This is a genomic window from Occultella kanbiaonis (genome assembly GCF_009708215.1).
Taxonomy (GTDB): Bacteria; Actinomycetota; Actinomycetes; order Actinomycetales; family Beutenbergiaceae; genus Occultella; species Occultella kanbiaonis.
Map to the genome: position 1 here is coordinate 4,394,781 of NZ_CP046175.1, position 16,853 is coordinate 4,411,633.

Annotated in this window: 12 protein-coding genes; 4 read left to right on the top strand and 8 right to left on the bottom strand. The window is 66.2% G+C overall.

Annotation, left to right across the window (positions count from 1 at the left end):
- Nucleotides 1–120: 120 nt before the first annotated feature.
- On the bottom strand, nt 121–1,785 hold the full coding sequence (locus tag GKS42_RS20180) for an O-antigen ligase family protein (RefSeq protein ID WP_154795455.1): 1,665 nt from the start codon (nt 1,783–1,785) through the stop codon (nt 121–123).
- A 12-nt stretch (nt 1,786–1,797) separates the two neighbouring features.
- A complete protein-coding gene (locus GKS42_RS20185; protein ID WP_154795456.1) occupies nt 1,798–2,586 on the bottom strand; it encodes a hypothetical protein in 789 nt (262 codons plus the stop codon).
- A 257-nt stretch (nt 2,587–2,843) separates the two neighbouring features.
- Here GKS42_RS20185 and GKS42_RS20190 point away from each other — a divergent pair, with 257 nt between their 5' ends.
- From GKS42_RS20190 to GKS42_RS20200, 3 genes are read left to right on the top strand one after another with little or no spacing between them, the layout of a single operon-like run.
- Nucleotides 2,844–4,130 carry a polysaccharide pyruvyl transferase family protein gene (locus GKS42_RS20190; RefSeq protein ID WP_168217914.1) on the top strand — a complete coding sequence of 429 codons (1,287 nt, stop codon included), beginning with the start codon at nt 2,844–2,846 and terminating at the stop codon, nt 4,128–4,130.
- Nucleotides 4,127–5,380 (top strand): Coenzyme F420 hydrogenase/dehydrogenase, beta subunit C-terminal domain, encoded by a 1,254-nt coding sequence (locus tag GKS42_RS20195; protein WP_154795458.1) that lies wholly within the window; start codon nt 4,127–4,129, stop codon nt 5,378–5,380. The genes GKS42_RS20190 and GKS42_RS20195 overlap by 4 nt, the downstream gene beginning before the upstream one ends.
- Nucleotides 5,381–5,397: 17 nt before the next feature.
- Nucleotides 5,398–6,219: a glycosyltransferase gene (locus GKS42_RS20200; protein ID WP_210769225.1), complete on the top strand. Its 822-nt coding sequence runs from the start codon at nt 5,398–5,400 to the stop codon at nt 6,217–6,219.
- An 84-nt stretch (nt 6,220–6,303) separates the two neighbouring features.
- Here the strand turns inward: GKS42_RS20200 and GKS42_RS26280 are convergent, their stop codons facing one another.
- Nucleotides 6,304–7,662, bottom strand: a complete 1,359-nt coding sequence (locus GKS42_RS26280; protein ID WP_210769226.1) for a right-handed parallel beta-helix repeat-containing protein — start codon at nt 7,660–7,662, stop codon at nt 6,304–6,306.
- 530 nt (nt 7,663–8,192) lie between these two features.
- Between GKS42_RS26280 and GKS42_RS20210 the strand changes: the two genes are divergently transcribed.
- Complete coding sequence (locus GKS42_RS20210) at nt 8,193–9,074, top strand: glycosyltransferase family 2 protein (RefSeq protein ID WP_168217915.1); 882 nt, start codon at nt 8,193–8,195, stop codon at nt 9,072–9,074.
- 25 nt (nt 9,075–9,099) lie between these two features.
- Here the strand turns inward: GKS42_RS20210 and GKS42_RS20215 are convergent, their stop codons facing one another.
- The 5 genes from GKS42_RS20215 to GKS42_RS20235 form a co-directional block, all read right to left on the bottom strand.
- Complete coding sequence (locus GKS42_RS20215; protein WP_168217916.1) at nt 9,100–10,560, bottom strand: lipopolysaccharide biosynthesis protein; 1,461 nt, start codon at nt 10,558–10,560, stop codon at nt 9,100–9,102.
- A gap of 91 nt (nt 10,561–10,651) precedes the next feature.
- Nucleotides 10,652–13,279, bottom strand: coding sequence for a beta-xylosidase family glycoside hydrolase (locus GKS42_RS20220; protein ID WP_154795461.1), 2,628 nt, complete (start codon nt 13,277–13,279; stop codon nt 10,652–10,654).
- Nucleotides 13,276–14,217 (bottom strand): glycosyltransferase family 2 protein, encoded by a 942-nt coding sequence (locus GKS42_RS20225; protein ID WP_154795462.1) that lies wholly within the window; start codon nt 14,215–14,217, stop codon nt 13,276–13,278. The genes GKS42_RS20220 and GKS42_RS20225 overlap by 4 nt, the downstream gene beginning before the upstream one ends.
- A complete protein-coding gene (locus GKS42_RS20230; RefSeq protein ID WP_154795463.1) occupies nt 14,214–15,389 on the bottom strand; it encodes a class I SAM-dependent methyltransferase in 1,176 nt (391 codons plus the stop codon). Before GKS42_RS20230 ends, GKS42_RS20225 begins: the two co-directional genes overlap by 4 nt.
- Nucleotides 15,386–16,693, bottom strand: a complete 1,308-nt coding sequence (locus GKS42_RS20235) for a glycosyltransferase family 4 protein (RefSeq protein ID WP_168217917.1) — start codon at nt 16,691–16,693, stop codon at nt 15,386–15,388. Before GKS42_RS20235 ends, GKS42_RS20230 begins: the two co-directional genes overlap by 4 nt.
- Nucleotides 16,694–16,853 lie beyond the last annotated feature (160 nt).

Sequence of the window (16,853 nt, forward strand, 5' to 3'; positions counted from 1 at the left end):
AGCGGGGCGGCCGGAGGGAAAACGGCCGGGCCCGATGGGTGAACCGCACAACTCACCCGGTGACAGATCCGTCTCACCCCGGGGTGAGGGCGCTTCGGGGCACGCCAGAACCGACACCATTCACCGGGCATGACGGGCGCGGCTCACGGCGGCACGTCCGCGACTCTCCACGACCACGCGAGCACTCGGCTCATCCACACCGCCGACCGGAGTCTCGCCTGGCTCCGCAACCTGAGCCGGTCTGCTGAACCGGCCATAGTTTCGAGGGCGCGCAGCGATCCATAGGGCCACGAACCGTTCTCGGAAGTTGGCCCCGATCGGCGTTCCGACGAACTTGTCCGCTGGATCGGCAAGTTGGATCTCATTGGTCGGCGAAGCGTCGTCCAGGCGCCACAAGGCGCCGATCGCACCGATGATGATGCAGATGACCCCGACGAACGTCGCGAATGAGAAGGAGTCGAACGTCGCGCTCGCCATCAGTGCCGCCGGCATCGCAACCGCGAGCGATTGGCCGAGATGCCTCGTCTCCTGGTTGCTGCCGCGTAGCCGGAGACTTCGGCCCATGAAGTATGGGACCAGGAAGAAGAGCGCCAACCCCACCACCCCGATCACACCCCCGGCGAGCAGGGTTACGTAGACCTGATTGTCGAGGAGGATGTACTCCTCCGGAGTCACCATGCCGGCCCCCCGTCCGAACCAGGGCCGCAGTGACCAGAGGTCCAAGACGTATCCGGTACGAGCGATTCGGTCAGTGACGCTCGAATCGTTCTCGGCATTCGTGAAGAGCGCACGGATCGTGCCGAGGACGCCCCGGTTCACCAAGTGGAATACGGCGAGCGACAAGATCCCGATGACAAGCGCGTTGTATCGCTGCCGCCACGGCCAGACCACTGCGAGCAGACCGAGGGTCACGGCAACGGTCAGGATCGCCGAGCGCGAGATCGAGAGCGGGATCCCGAACGCGACGACACCGACGGCCACCCACCGCCAGGCGCGCGTCCGACCCGGCGGCGAGAACAGGGCGTAATGCAACGCGATCGGCAGCACGAGGGCAAGGACCACCCCGAACTCGATGTAATGGTTTGCTGTGGAGGCGACCCTCGGGAAGTTGCCGTCGCCCCGTTCGCCGACGCCGATCAACTCGGAGTTCGCGCGAAGCCCCGGAATGTTGATGTATTGGGTGACATCGATGATCTGCGCGAACTGGAGCATCCCGATGATCGACATGATCGCAGCGAGCAGGATCACCAGCCGGAGCAGTCGGTCAAGATCCCGCCGGGTGCGGATCCCGTCAGCGACGACCAGGGTGACCCCGACGATCGAGACGGTGAAGATGAGCCAACGATCGGCGGAACTCGCCTCCGCTGCAGACGGCAGCCGATCGAAGCCAATGACGTTCCCCAGCAGTTGGAGACCGACGAAGAGGGCCATCAGCCATCGGATCGGCTGCCGCCCCGCCGGTAGGTGGTGCGGCCTGATCGCCGAAAGCGCCCAAAGGAACGCCAGCATGACTCCGATCGCCACCGACGGCCGGCCGACCGCTCCCAACCCCCCGATGACCAGCCGGGCCGGGATCAGAAACTGCAGGCAGAGGAACAGCGCCAGCAGGCCCAGGTTCGTCAAGGTCCAGCGATGGACGAGCGCGGGGATCCAGTGATCGCGGACCCGACGGTACCCGTCCGGGACCCGAAGCAATGTCGGTCGCCACTCGCGAAGCGCATTCTGCGAGACGGTGGTGGGCGCACCCTCCTCGGCACCGATGCGGTCAGGCAGGACCGCGGGCATCCCGACCAACCCTCACTTGCTGGTTCCAGCGTCGGCGACCGCGGTGGCCGGCTCGGCCGAAGCATCCCCGAACAGATCGTCGACGCCCGGTGGCGCCGGGTCGTCCTCGTCAGGACTCGCGTCTTCCTCGGTCCCAGCACTCTCGCCTTCCGTCTCGTCCCTGGACCCTTCTGTGATGTCCTTGGACTCCGCGGCGCGTAGCCGACGTCCTGCCCTCCACTTCTTGATGAGCCCGACGATGTCGTCGAAGAGGACCGCCAGGAGTAGGGAGAGCGCAGCGCCAAGGACACCGACGACCGCCATGTTCCGAGTCTTGCCGTCATGGACCACCGCCGTGACCGCAGGAGCCTGGAGTACTTCGATCCGGTACTGTGCCGACTCCGGCATTCCGGCCGCAGTCTGGCGTTCGGCGAGCCCTTCACTTGCGATCTGGAAGACCAGTTCTCCAGTAGCGACGGCTTCCTCCGGGGTGTCTCCGCGGACTCCGAAGCTCATGACGGCGCTACGGCTCGCGGGTGAGACCGTGTACGAAGAGACGAGCCCTTCCGCGGCGACTCGCGCGCGGGTCTCGGGGCCATTCAGGACGATCCCGAGGATGGAGTTCGCGTCCGCCACACTCCCGTACGGGTTCCCGTAGTCCGCGGAGTCAGGGCCCGGGATGACGATAGCGGCGGCCTCGACTTCGTACTCGGGCTTCACTCCTTGCCCGACGAGGTAGGCCGCGCCGCCGGTCAGCGCCAATAGGGGCAACAGGATGTACCAGCGCCGAAGCGCCGCAACTGTGATCGACCAGACGTCCAAGGCCCCAACTCCCTCCGCGGCTCGCCCAGTTGCGAGCCACGAGATGCATGCTACGAGCGCTGCACGCGGGCTGCAGGTACATGAACAGTCCATCACACGGTGTGCGACAGATCACCCCAATACTCGCGAACCATGCACATCCCACCGCCGCGGGCGGAGGTCAAACAGGCTTGCCCGACGCATGGGCCGAACCCACAGCACGAAGTCGCCGGCCGAACCGGCCACGAAGGCAGCGGACTCCGCCGCATACTGAAACCATGAGCTCCCTGCACCTCGTGCTCGCGGGTGCGCCGCTCGGCAATGGGAACCGTGGTGTTGAAGCCCTCGGTCGTTCCGTTGCCGACGCGGTCGATCGCGAAACTGAAGGAACCGTGCTGAGTGTCCTCGACGACGGCTGGGGGGTTCGGACAGACACAAGTTCGCGATACGCACGATCGGTGGTTGAGCACGTCGGTGTGCGTCATTCGCGGCGCTGGCACCGGCCGGAGAGCTGGGCGCAGATCCACGTTGCCCAACGGCTCGCGCCAGCCCTCAACGGTGTCGCGACTCGGATGGCTCGCGCAGACGCGGTCTTCGACCTCAGTGGCGGCGACAGCTTCACCGACCTGTACGGCCAGAAACGGTTCGATGCCGTTGCCGCGCCCAAGCATGCGGCGATCCGCTCACGTCGGCCCCTGATTCTGCTTCCGCAGACGTACGGGCCGTTCACCAATCAGAAGGCCCGTGCCGAGGCGTCGAAGCTTGTTCGGTCGTCTGCCGTCGCCTACGCCCGGGATCCCCGTAGCTACGAGCTCCTGATGACGCTCGCCGGTCCGGCCGCCGACCCCGAGCGCATCCGATCCGGAGTCGACGTCGCGTTCGGCCTTGAGCCGCGCGCCCCCGGCGAAGACGTCATCGCACTCCTGCACGGCCTCTCTGACGCGCCCCTCGCAGGGGTCAACATCAGCGGACTACTCCTTGGCGATGCGGCACGAGAGATGTTCGGTCTGCGCGGCGACTACATCCAGACGATGACGGATCTGGTTCGTGGACTCCTACGTTCGGGGACGCACGTCGTCCTCGTTCCACATGTTCACGTGCCGGGCGGCGGCGGGGAAAGCGACATCGGCGCCATTCGCGTCGTTCAGGACCAGCTCTCCGAGAGCGAACGAAGCCACACCTCGGTCATGCCCTCCACGATGGATGCAGCCGAACTCAAGTGGGTGATTCGCCAGCTCGACTGGTTCGTCGGGAGCCGCATGCACGCCACGATCGCCGCCTTGTCGTCGGCAGTCCCGACCTTCGGCTACGCCTACAGCGACAAGACCAGGGGCGTGTTCGAGACCTGTGGCGTGGGAGACCAGGTCGGTGACGCGAGGGACCTAGCCGGACCGGAGGCCGTGACCAGGATGCTTGACTCCTTCGAGCACCGTGCCGACCTCAAGGTGCGCCTCGAGATGACCGCCCCGCCGGTTGTCGAGCGCGCGCAGGCACAACTGCGGGAGGTGCTCCTCGAGATCGAGGCTTGGCAGGCGCAGGATGCGAAGGTCGGTTCCATCGGATGAGTCGCGAGCCACTGACAACCATCGATTCCATCGTCGATGCCCACCTCTGTACAGGCTGTGGCGTCTGCGCGTTCCTGCGACCGGATGCCCTTCGCATGGCCGACGTTCCCGAGGCGGGTAGGCGCCCTCTCCCCATCGTCGGCATCACCGGCGGCGCCGTTGCCGGACCGGCGGTCGATGTCTGCCCAGGGCGGAGATTGGAACACAGAGCTGGCGAACTCGACGGAGCTCCCTTCGGTGGCGAATGGGGGCCCGTGCTCGGCCTCTACGAGTGTTGGTCGACCGACCCGGACGTTCGTCATCGGGGCTCGTCCGGGGGCGTCGTCGTGACCTTGGCCGCGCATTCGGTGACCTCCGGAGTAACCGTGGGTGCACTCCAGGTGCAGGCTTCCTCAGAGGATCCTCTGACCAACGAGGTTGTCCTGAACAAGACCTACTCAGACATCGTGGGAGCGGCGGGCTCGCGGTACTCGCCGGCCAGCCCAGGCCAACGCCTGGACCTGGTCGAGGCTGCCGACGGCCGATGCGTCGTCGTTGGAAAGCCGTGTGACATCGCAGGAATCCGCGCCGCCGCGGAGGTCCGGCCGTCACTGGAGCGGAATCTTGGCCTCACCATCGCCATCTTCTGCGCCGGCACTCCCTCGACCGAGGGAGTGAAGGAGACCATCCGAGGAATGGCAGTGGATCCCGAGGAGGTCACCAGCCTCAACTTCCGCGGCGAGGGGTGGCCGGGACGATTCCGGGTCCGCACGCGCAGCGGCCAGGAGGCCTCACTCAGTTACGACGAGTCATGGGGAGGCACTCTCCACAAGCACAGGCAATGGCGATGCATGATCTGTCCCGATCACACCGGCGAGTTCGCGGATCTCTCTGTGGGCGACCCGTGGTACCGCAAGCCCACGAACGGAGACCTCGGCCGCTCGCTGGTCGTCGTTCGAACCGAACGTGGCCGTCAGGCCCTCGAGGCGGCCATCTCGGATGGAGCGCTCGCGGGCGGTCCCCTTCCACTTCAGCGTCTCCGTGACTCGCAGCCAAATCTGGAGAACAGTCGCGGTGCGGTGTGGGCGCGCGTCCGAACCCTGTGGGTAGCCGGAATCGCTGTCCCTCGCTACCGCCGTATGCCGGCCGCGCGACTGTGGTGGAAACTGTCGATTCGCCAGAAGGCCAGTTCGATCGGTGGCACGTTGCGACGCATCGGGGTCCGACGGTTACGCGAGCCGGAGTTCACCAGAGAAGAGCTTTCACGATGACCCGCGCGGATATCATCATGATCACCTACAAGAGCGCCGGCTACCTTCATCTCAGTCTCCCCCACCTCCTCGATACGCTGGATGAGACTGATCGTGTCTGGCTGTGGCACAACGGGGACGACGAGGCCACCATCGAGGCACTCCGCCCCTTCCGATCCGACCCACGGGTGCACAGATACCACCACAGCCGCGAGAACGTGAAACTTCGCGAACCGACCAACTGGTTGTGGGCAGAATCCGATGGGGAGTTCGTGTCCAAAGTGGACGATGATTGCCGGGTGTCACCGGGCTGGGTCGATACCCTCAGTGCCGCGCACGCAGCGAACCCAGATTTCGGCGTCATCGGCAGTTGGCGCCACCCTGACGAGGACTTTCGGCCTGACCAAGCGAAGCGCAAGATACGCGAATTCAACGGCGGCCACAAACTCATGCAGAACCTCTGGGTGCAGGGAAGCGGCTACCTTATGCACCGCCGAGTCGTCGAGAGGAACGGCGGAATTCGACCCGATGAGTCATTCTCTGCGTACTGCATTCGCGCCGCCCGCGCCGGCGCGATCAATGGGTTCTATTTCCCGTTCATTGCCGAGGACCACATGGACGACCCTCGCTCACCCCACTCGCTGATCCGCTCCGACCAGGATCTACTCGATCGAATGCCTCTCTCCGCTCGGGATAATGGCGTCCGCACAGTCGCCGATTGGACGTTGCAACTCGAGCAGAGCGCATTCATTCTGCAGTCGTGCTCGCTCGATCCGCGCCAGTACTCGGGATGGCGCCTGCGCGCAATTGGGATTCGACGGCGGATCGAGAAGGCGTTGAAGCGTCCCGCCCGCTGGTAAGCGGAAGAGCGACAGAGAGGTGGCCGTGCGCCCATCATTAAGGGCGCACGGCCACCTCGCATCACGCAGGTCGTTCAGGCCGAACTAGAGAGCGGGTGCTCCGGTGTCCGCGAAGACGTTGGTACGCTCCCACGTCGTGTTCTGAATCGCCGTCGCAACACCATATCGGAAGTCGCGTCCGAAATGGTTACCAGAATACAGCCCACTATCCACCTCGCCGCGCCCACCACCATTGATGGTGTAGTTTCCGCCATTCATGTAGTTGTTGACGACGCGGAGGTTCGAGATCTGGTCACTACCCACGAGAGATCCGATCTGGATCGCTGCGTTCATAGGGTCTCGAGTGGCGGCGACGTAAGCGTTCAGGGTGTTGCCGCTGACCGTCACGTTGTCTCCGCGGCGAATCTGGATCACGTCGTGGTGCCCACCCGGCTGACGCTGCAGGTCGTGGATGTACGAGGACTCGATCGTGACGTTGTTGGCCTCGATCCGGATGCCGTCCTCGGCTGAGTGGATGTTGGCGTAACGCACCGTGCCACTGCCGCCATTGAAGAAGATCCCGATGCCCGTACTTCCGAGGTTGTCGATCTCGACGTGCTCGATCACGGTACCCGTCACACCGCTCGTGACCCGGATCGGGTAACCGTTCCCGCCACCCTGGATCAGGGTGTTCCGCACGGTGACGTCGTTGGCAGAGATCGTGATCGTGCCGCGGACGTGGAGAGCGTCGATGACGGTGCCCGGCGTGGTCACGGTGATGCTTCCGGAACTTGTAAGTGAGACACCGCTCGGCACGCCGGTGTTCGAGGCGTTCGGGAAGCCGGTGAACTCGGGCTGGGTCGGCTCCGGCGTCGGCGTCGGCGCCGGCGTCGGAGTCGGGGTCGGGGTCGGCGTGGGCTCAGGGGTCGGTACCGGAGTCGGCTCCGGTGTGGGCTCCGGCTCGGGCGTCGGCTCGGGCTCCGGCGTAGGCGTCGGAGTCGGCGTGGGGTTCTTCGTGTCGTCGTCGGCGACGCTCTCGAACGGCTGGCCATCGACCAAGCTGTCGATCACGGTCGCGGGACTCGTGGCCGTGGACAGGAAGTTGTTGCGGCATCCGTTGAGCTCGACGCGCTCGGCAGTGTAGTTGCCGAACACGACACCGTTGGTCTTGGAGTTCAGGCAGTTCACCGTCGTGTCGACGATCTCGGTACCGTTCGCCCCGGGGAAGATGCGGATGCTGTGGTAACCGCCGTAGGCAACGACCGTGTTGATGATCGTCACGTCGTCAGCTCGGACGTTGATGGCGCCGGTCACGTACATCGAGTCGACGACGGTGCCCGGTTCGGTAATGGTCAGAGTGCCGGTCTGCTCCAGACCCGCCGTGGCGGCTGGGCGGGCGACCGCTGGGGCACCCGTGGTGGCATTGGTGGGGGCCGCAGCGCTGGCGGACGCGACGCTACCCACAAGAAGGATGGTTGCTGCCGCGACCGCGGCGTGGAGGCCTCGGTGACGAATTCGGACTTGACTGACCACTTGTCAGGATCTCCCTCGGTGTGTTCAGACCGGCGCCTCTCGGGCCCCGGCCTCGGAATTACCTACGCACCGCGAACCTCAACAGATCATCGCATCCCGGGGGTTCCCGGTGCCAAGGTATCCGTCGACCTCGCTCAGCGTCTGGGTCCCCCGACCCCGAGTGCCCGGGCCAGATACGACCACGACAAGCCACTCGACAACCCACACCATGATCCGGGGAAGTGCCCCGAGCCACGGTCGGTGATAACGAAAACATAACAGCGGTGGCTGGGCAGGGCGCAACTCGACCGAATCACTGCCGGTAGTCACGGCAACCCAAGCGCACGAACCGTCGTCAAATTGCCCCAACCACACGTGAGACGTTTCACCGTTTGCGTCCTTGACGGGCGGTCCAACCGACTGACAGAGCCGGGCTCGCCTGTGACAATCTGGAGGGTCGACCAGGACGAGGAGTCAGCCGCGTGTCCACCAGAGATCTGCCGCTCGTGTCGGTGATCGTGCCGGTCCGCGACGATGACCGGCTGCCGGCCTGCCTGGCTCGCCTGTCACGGCAGACGTACCCGGCCGACCGCACCGAGATCATCGTCGCCGACAACGGCAGCCGCGTGCCGGTGCGAGCAGACGGCGACATCCGGGTGATCCGCGTCCCGACGCCTGGTTCCTACAGCGCCCGGAATGCTGCCGTGGCTCGGAGCGAGGGAAGCATCCTGGCGTTCACGGACTCCGACTGCCTCCCGGCCGACACCTGGCTCGAGGAGTCCGTCGCGGGCATCACCGCCGGCGCCGGCGTTGTCGCGGGGCGGGTCGAGGTGTACGCGAAGGACCCGAGTCGCCCGACCCCGATCGAGGCCTATGAACTCGTGCATGCCTTCCCTCAGGAGCGGTACGTCGCCCGAGGGGGTGCCTGCGTTACTGCCAACATGACGACGACCCGGGCGACGTTCGATGCGGTGGGCGGATTCAGGTCCGAACTCCTGTCCGGTGCCGATATCGAGTGGTCGCAGCGCGCCAACGCCGCCGGACACCTGACGGTGTACCGTCCATCCGCGGTGGTGCACCATCCCGCGCGCCGTACGTTCGCCGCGATGAAGGCCAAGCTCCGACGGGTCATCGCCGGCCGCCATGAGCGCAATGTGCTCGAGGGCAACCCGGGTCTCCCCACGTGGCCGGCACCTCGTTCCGCCATTCCGCCACTTGGCGCACTCCGTCGCGCTCGCGAGTCGGATGCTCTGGTCACGCGCCAGGCACGGGCCGCGTTCGTGGTCGGTGAGTTCTACCATCGTTACGCGAGCCTGTGGGTCGCGGTCGGCTTCGCGCTGCGGGCACGCCGGTCGGCCCCCTGAGCTCGGTTGCCCGACAGCGAGCGACTCAGACCAGATCGGTCGGGGCCTCGGCCCGCGTCCCAGGCTTCTTCGCCGACTTGCGGCGACGCACGAGCTTGAGCAACTCTGTGACCTCCCGGCGCGCCCGCGGCCACAGAAGGAGGACTGCCGCCCAGACCGCAAGACCGGCGCCGACCAGTACCACGAGCTTCGGAAGGGAGGACAGATCATGAGCGAGATACCGCGCACCCTCCGCCGCTGCGAGCACCACGACCGACACCAGGACCGGTCGAACCATCGCCAGGAGCGGGTCTGCCACCCGGACCGCAGTACCGCGCGTCGCGAAGACGAACGCCGGCACGAACATGACGACCTGTCCTATCGCGTACGCGGCCGCAACACCCTCGATGCCCCATCGCACACCGAGGAGGAACGACGCGATCGTGATCAGGCTGGTCACCACAGACCACCGGGCGTACATCGTGGTGTGGCCGGTACTGATGTACAGCCAACCTGATGTCCCCGAGACAAGTTGCGCGAAACTTGCGATCGCGAGGATTTGGAAGACCTGGGCGGCCGCGGTCCATTGCGCACCCAGGAAGACATCGATCAGTTCGTAGGCACCCACGGCCAGGAGCACCACGAACGGCATTCCGAAATGTGCCAGACCACTCACCGTCTTCAGGTAGGTCGAGCGATAGCGCTGGGGATCCTCCTGAAGCGATGACAGGGTCGGAACCATGACCCCGCTGATCGGCGTCTTGAGTTGCCGCAGGGGCAAAGTCAGCAACGAGTAGGCCTTCGAATAGAGGCCGAGGGCACCAGCATCCATGAACCGGCCGATGATGACGTTGTCAGCCTGTCTCGAGAACGTCGAGAAGAGGTTCGCGATGGTGACGTTCGTCCCGAACTTGATCAGGCCGACAGAGTCGCGGAATCCCTTAGGCCGGCTCGGTCGCCATGGGACCGACAACCACAACACCACCGTGCCGAACAGGACCAGGGACACGTTCTGGATCACCAGCGCCCACACACCAAGGCCCGCGAATGCCGCGACGATCGCCGCGACGCACGAGAGGAAGCCCGCGAAGGTGTTCCTCATCGCGATGGTCCGGAACTGCAGTCGCCGATTCAGCAATGCCTCGTGCTGTACCGACACCCCTGAGAACAAGTACCCGGCGCCAAGTACGAGGCAGAGGTACACCAGTTGGGGCTCGCCGTAGAACGCGGCCAGTCCGAACCCGCTGACCGCGACCACGACCCCGAGCAGGAGCCCGACGGCCGCGTTGATCCAGAAGAGGGAGTTGACCTGCGACCAGGTGAGGCTGTCACTCTGGACCACGGCGTGACTGAAGCCCAGATTGCGGAACTGATTCACGATCACGGTCAGCGTGAGCGCCATCGCCATCAGCCCGAACTCCCCGGGCGAAAGGAGCCGTGCGAGGACCATCGTCGTGCCGAGCTGGATCGCGTAACTGGCCCAGACACCGACCAGGGACCAACTCATCCCCCGCACGACCGTGCGTCCCACACCGCCCACGGGCAGACCCCGTTCGAGGCCTTCGTCGGTACCGGACTTAACCTCAACCAACGGAGGCCTATCTCGGTTCGATGACGACATCGCCGAACGTCGCATCCACGTGGTGGGCGATGAGTGCGAATGAGCCTGAGCTCGGCCCGGCACCGGTGTAGGTCACGGTCCATCCCTCAGCCTCCGAGCCGCCGGCGGGATAGATCGTCAGCGTGTAGGTGCTGGTGGTGCTGGTCACGGTGTCCACGGTGGCGTGCATGACGTACTGCGCCCCGACGGTCAGGGGCATGTCGACCTGGCCGCGACGAACATATCCGTTGCCCCAGAGTTCGAGCTTCGGCACATCGTAGAATCGGTACCACGCGTATGCGCCCACCGCTTTGAAGTCCCAATCGGGTTGCGCGGTGCTGGAGGGCAGATGGCCCTGCCACCGCAGCGCCAGTCCGATCATCGCCGCGCCGCTCAGGGGGCTACCGGCACCGGGGCCAATGCTGTTGACCGTGAAGGGAACCGTCACCTCATAGTCGGTCCACGACTGCTCGCCGAAAGCGACCAAGCGGTCGTACCCGGTGGCACCGGGAGCGGTCCGGAGCCCATTCACGTCTGCGACCCAATCGCCGTCGACCACCGTCGCCTGATCGGTCAACGGCGCATTCGACCAGTCGACCGTGTACGGCAGCGTCTGCGTCGGTGCCGCCACGCGGGTGATCGTGACGGTGGTCCGAGTGACGTCCCCGGACCCGTCGGTGGCCGTCAGCACCATGGAGTTGTCACCGACGGCCAGCCCCGCCAACGTCACCTCGGCGTTGAAATCACCCGGGTACTGCAGACGCCGGCTGTCGGGTCCGATCGTCAGCGGCTTCGCCGACGAGCCGTTGAGTGAGTACGTGAGGCTCGTGACCCCGTCCGGGTCGGAGACCGTCCCGAGGACCGGCACTGCCGGTTGGGTGACGCCGTTCGCGCCGAAGGTCTGATGGGTCCCGTACCAGACATCGATCGTCGGTCCGTTGTTGGCCGTGGTCACGAAGGACGTCTCGCCGCTCGTCCGCGCATTTCCGGCGAGGTCGGTCGCGATGACTCGGGCGCGGTAGGACGCTTGCGACTGAAGGCCCGTGACGGACACCGAGTGGATCAGCGCCGGAGCGGAGCTCGTGGCCGAGGTCCAGGTGTTCGTCCCGGTTCGAGCCACCTGAACAACGCCCGTGGTCAACTCATCGGTGTCCCAGGCGACCCGGACGGAACTCGACCCCGGGGTCACACCGGTCACCGTCACGTTCGGGGGCGTGGCGTCAGGCGGCGCACCGCCATCTTCCGGGTCGACCGGAGACGCGGTATTGAAGGCGTAGTCGACCAGGGCCGTGAATGCCGGGTTCGGTCCCTCGACGCCGGCATAGGGACCCGCAGCGGTCACTGCCAACTGCTGGTTGGACGTACCGATCGTCGACCAGCTCGTGCCGTTCGACGAGGTGCGGAATCGCCACGAGTCGCCGGTCCGGGTTACCTCGAGGTAGGCCTCGGTTGTCACCGTGATCTTCTTGCTGAACACCTTGACGGTCTGTGAGTTGGTCGTCGACCCCATGTACGCGTAGATCGAAGCGCCGTCGCTGTAGACGCTGAACCGCAACCATCGCGAGGCGGACTCCTGGACGAGCACCCCCTGGTCCTGGAATCGCGCCGACGGGATCGAGTCGAAGTTCACGACGAGACTGAAGTCCTCGTCGGTTACTGCTTGCAGGACGCGAGTGGACTCGTTCGTGTTCCACGCACCACGGGTCTGGCCGGCGGGCAGCGAGATCGCCAGCCGCGCATCCTGTGTCCCTGTACCGGTGACTCCCACCTGGGCGCCGCCGATCGGGTCGACGACCTGCCACCGCGGATCCAGGGCTGCCGATGAGAAGTCGTCCGAGACGAAGGACCCCCCGGAACCTGGGGTGGGCTCAGGAGTCGGTTCCGGAGTCGGATCGGGTGTCGGAGTCGGGTCCGGAGTGGGCGTCGAGCCGTCCGAAGTCGACGAGAAGTAGTCGACCAGAGCCGTCCATGCCAATGCGGTGCCGGTGGCGGACGAGGCGGTGGAGCCGACGTACGGCCCGACGCTGCTGACCGACAGCGCCGCCGTTGCGGTCGCGACCGTCGACCACGAGGTTCCGTTCGATGACCACTCGAAGGTCCACGACGAGCCCGCACCGGTCGCACGTAGCCAGATCGACGCGCCGCTCGGGCGGATGACCGGGTTCGCAACCGTGGCCGTCTGTCCACCCGTGGTGTTCCCCACGTAGGCGAGCACCTTGCTGCCGTTGCTGTAGACGCTGAAGCGCAACCACCGCCCGTCATCCTGCTGGATCAGGAGTCCTTGGTCCTGATAGCGCTGAGACGGGATCGAGTCGAACTTGGCCTCGACCGTCACGTTGCTACCGCCCACGGGGGTCATCAAGCGCGCGGCCGAGTTGTCGTCGGAGGCGTCGCTGCTGGGCCCGGCGGGCAGGGCGAGACGCAACTGGCCGTTACTGACCGACGCGGTTGCCGTCCCTTGCGGATGCTGCAGCGTCCATCCGGAACCGAGCGTCGTGGAGTTGAAGTCGTCGCGGAGCACGGCGGCCGAGGCCGCAGACGGCGCCACCGCGAGCCCGGACACGGCTAGTGCCAGCGCGGTCAGGGCCAGCAGCACGGTCCTGGCGTTTACCCTGTTCGTCCTCATTGTGCCACCTCGGTTCTGGTCTGGTCCGTGGCCACGGACGCATAGAAGCCGCGCACCGCGCCGCCGCGGAGCCGCCTGCGGGCCCGCCACAACGTGACGCCGACGTGCCGCTTCGTCCACGCAGTACTGAACGCGGCCGCGGTGCGAACGCGTGGTGCGATCGCCCAGTCACGGGTGAGGGCCCACCGGTTGATGTCCAGGAATACCCTCATCATCGGCGGCAGGACGCCAGCCGATCGCTTCGGGTCGAAGAACGCCGCCACGGCGCGGCGGTCGTGGGCGCCGAGGCTCGCGCTCTCGCCGACCACCCGTCGGTAGAAGAGCCGCTCGGGTACCTCCACGATCTTCCCGGCCATGGCCATCTGGGCGAGGAAGGTCACGTCCGACGACCGGTTGGCGGTGATTAGCATGGTCTGTGCCCGCATGACGTCGGTGCGGGCCACGCCGAAGCAGGGATTGCAGAGCCATCGCTTGGCCGCGAACTGCCTCATCCGTTCCCAGGGGGCGGACTGGGTGAGGTCGAGCCCGTCCGCATGATCGCGGATCCGCGAACCACTGTCGTCGATCAACGTGGTCGGGGCGTACGCCAGGACAGCATCCGGGTGCTCGTCGAGAGCAGCGACGCAGGCCGAGAGGAACGTCGGGGCGATCAGGTCATCGGCCGCAGCCCACTTGAAGTAATCGCCTCGGGCTGCGGTCACCAGTCGGTTGTAGTTCCAAGCTGCCCCCCGGTTCACCTCGCTGAGTTCCAGGATGATCCGCGAGTCCCGTGCCGCGAACTCGTGGAGGATCGCTCGGGTGCGGTCGGTCGAGGCGTTGTCACCCACGATCAATTCGAAGTCGGTGAAGTCCTGCGCCAGGAGACTCTCGAGGGTCTCGGCGAGGTGGGCCTCGCCGTTGTAGACAGGCAGGCCGATGGTCAGTCGGGGCTTGCTCACAGCGCCTCCAGGGCCGGCGCGAGTCCCAGGTCAGCCAGTTCGTTGCCGATCTCGGTGCGGTAGGCGGCGTTCATCACGATCACGAGCGTGGGCTCCAGGTCGGTGAGGTCCTTGGGCGCGAGCACCCGGTGCCCGGTGCCAGCCATGTACTGGTTCTGCTTGAACGGGTTGATGTCGACCACGCCGTCCACGAGGGCGGCGTCCGCACCGAGTGCGGCGAGGAACGCGACCCCCTTCGACCCGCCGCCCCAGATGACGGTTCGGCCGCCGCTGGCATTCACGGTCCGGATCCGGTCTCGCCAGTGCTCGACCATCGTCCGGTGCTCGCGAGCGAATCGCGCGGCGGCCTCGGCGAGCGCTGCCGGGTCTTCCTCGATCGGGAGCGCCACTGTTGCGCCACCGGCCGTCGGACGGGCCTCGACAAGCAAGGTCTGGTCGGAGTACGCCCGCTTGATGCTGAGCACGTCGAACCCTGCGGCCCGGAACAGCCGGCCGACCGATCCCGCGGAGAAGTAGGAGCTGTGCTCGTAGTAGACGTCCCAGAACGCGACCTCGTCCAGGACCCGCTGCACGTCGGGTACCTCGAACAGCAGCACCGTGCGCTCGACATCGGTGATCGCGGACCTGATGGACGCCAGGAACTCCCGGACCGGGGCGATGTGTTCGAGCGTGTGACGGCAGATGATGGCGTCCGCGTCCAGCTCGGGCAGGTCCTGCGGGAAGAGTCCCTGGATCCAGGTGACGGGGACGTCGTCGGTGATCCGGGCGGGCCGCACGCCCGGGTCGATGCCGATGCCGGCGCCGATCCCGGCGCGGGCCATCTCCACCAGGAACTCGCCCTTGCCGCAGCCGATCTCGACGACGGTCCCGCCCGTCAACGCATAGCGCTCGACCCAGTCCGTGGCCAGGTCGTGGATGAATGCCTGGAACGTCGGCGAGAAGCCCTGTGTCTCCTCGTAGTCCTGCGAGTACGTGGTCAGCGCCGGGTCGTAGCTGGAGTTCCAGATGAGTCCGCAGGCCGGGCACAACGCCAGCGCCAGGTCACCCTTCGGGAAATCGACGGCGGCGGCCTGGTCCCCGAGAAGGAGGCAACTGTTGACCGGCACCGGTTCGCCGACATGGAAAGGCTCGGGTGCCGCGGCGCCGCATGCGGGGCAGGTGCCGGCGGTCACGGGGCGACTCGTTCCGCGAGGTCACTGCGCTGGGTCTCGTCACTGCGGGGTGCACCCGCGCGCCGTCTGCGACCGAGGAGCCCGTCGAAGACGCCCACGTACGCACGCGCCTGGATCGACCACGCCAACTCGTTCTCGATGCGGCTCCGACCGATCCGTCCCATCTCCGTGCGCCGCTGGGGATCGTCGAGGAGGTCGGCAATCGCCTGCGCGGACTGAGCGGGATCGTCACCGGAGACGTACACCGCCGCGTCACCGGCGCAACGACGGGTCTCTCGCAGGTCCGTCGCGACGACCGGGATCTCGTGGGCCATGTACTCGAGGGTCTTGTTCATCGTCGAGCGGTGGTTGAACTCGTTCTGTGGGTCAGGCGTCACACCGAGGTCGGCGGTGGACAGCCAACGGCCCAGCTCGTCGTGGTCCACCTTGCCGGTGAACGTCACCCACGCATCGAGGCCGCGGGCGGTGGCGTCAGCCTTGAGGTCCTCGAGGCTGTCACCGAAGCCGAGCAGGGCGAACCGGGTGTCCTCCCGACCAAGGTCGTGCACGTAGTGGTCAATGGTCGCCAGGAGTCCGTCAACACCGTCCTGCGGGCCCATGATGCCCACGTAGCAGACCAGGTGCTCGCGTCCGTCACGCAGTTCCGGATGTGGTTCTCTGCGGCGCATCCGGTCCGCGTCCGGGGTGCTCATCACGACGGCGGTCCGGCCGGCCGGCACGCCACCGCGTTCGAGCGCGATGTCTCGATAGGCGGGGTTCGGGGAGATCACGCGGTCCGCGACCCGATAGGTCATGGCCTCCAGGAACAGGAGCGCGCGGTGCAGCACGCCACGCTTGCCGAAGCGGGCCTCGTAGACCTCCGGGCAGAGGTCGTGCTGATCGAACACGTATCGCCGGCCACGCAGTTTCCAGAGCGCCCCGAGGAGCCAGTAGGTGTCCGGCGGGTTGCAGGCTTGAAGCACGTCGAAGCCACGCTCGCGGTTCACCTTGATCGACAGCCGTGCCGTCTGCAGCCAGCACAACGCGAACTCGCGGAAATAGCTGATCAGCCCGGAACTCTCCGGCGGGGCGGCGTAGGAGTACACGTGGACGCCGTCGGCCACATGCCGATCGGCCTCGCCGTCCGTCTCCTTCGGGCAGATGACGCTCACGTCGTAACCGGCACGCACCAGGGCGGCGCACTCGGTCCGGACCCTGCGGTCGATCCGAAGCGGCAGGTTCTGGATCACGATCAGCACGCGTGGCTTCTGCCCGGAGGCCACGCCGGCCGCGACCGACGTCCTTCCGTTCCGGCGATTCCACATGTGTCCGCTCTCCTGTCATTGGTTGCAGGTGGCGGGGGAAACTCATCATCGCGAGTGTGCACGGTCCAACGGCCCGCGACCTCACCTCGCTCGATCCCCCGAACGCAGTGCTGCTCCTTGCAACGTACTGAGGACGCCCAGCCCTCGATAGGTGATGGAC

Excerpts from the sequence above, each read along its gene's own strand:
- GKS42_RS20180 (WP_154795455.1), bottom strand. The coding sequence starts at position 1,785 with ATGCCCGCGGTCCTGCCTGACCGCATCGGTGCCGAGGAGGGTGCGCCC.
- GKS42_RS20190 (WP_168217914.1), top strand. The coding sequence starts at position 2,844 with ATGAGCTCCCTGCACCTCGTGCTCGCGGGTGCGCCGCTCGGCAATGGG.
- GKS42_RS20195 (WP_154795458.1), top strand. The coding sequence starts at position 4,127 with ATGAGTCGCGAGCCACTGACAACCATCGATTCCATCGTCGATGCCCAC.
- GKS42_RS20200 (WP_210769225.1), top strand. The coding sequence starts at position 5,398 with ATGATCACCTACAAGAGCGCCGGCTACCTTCATCTCAGTCTCCCCCAC.
- GKS42_RS20215 (WP_168217916.1), bottom strand. The coding sequence starts at position 10,560 with ATGAGTTGGTCCCTGGTCGGTGTCTGGGCCAGTTACGCGATCCAGCTC.
- GKS42_RS20220 (WP_154795461.1), bottom strand. The coding sequence starts at position 13,279 with ATGAGGACGAACAGGGTAAACGCCAGGACCGTGCTGCTGGCCCTGACC.
- GKS42_RS20235 (WP_168217917.1), bottom strand. The coding sequence starts at position 16,693 with ATGTGGAATCGCCGGAACGGAAGGACGTCGGTCGCGGCCGGCGTGGCC.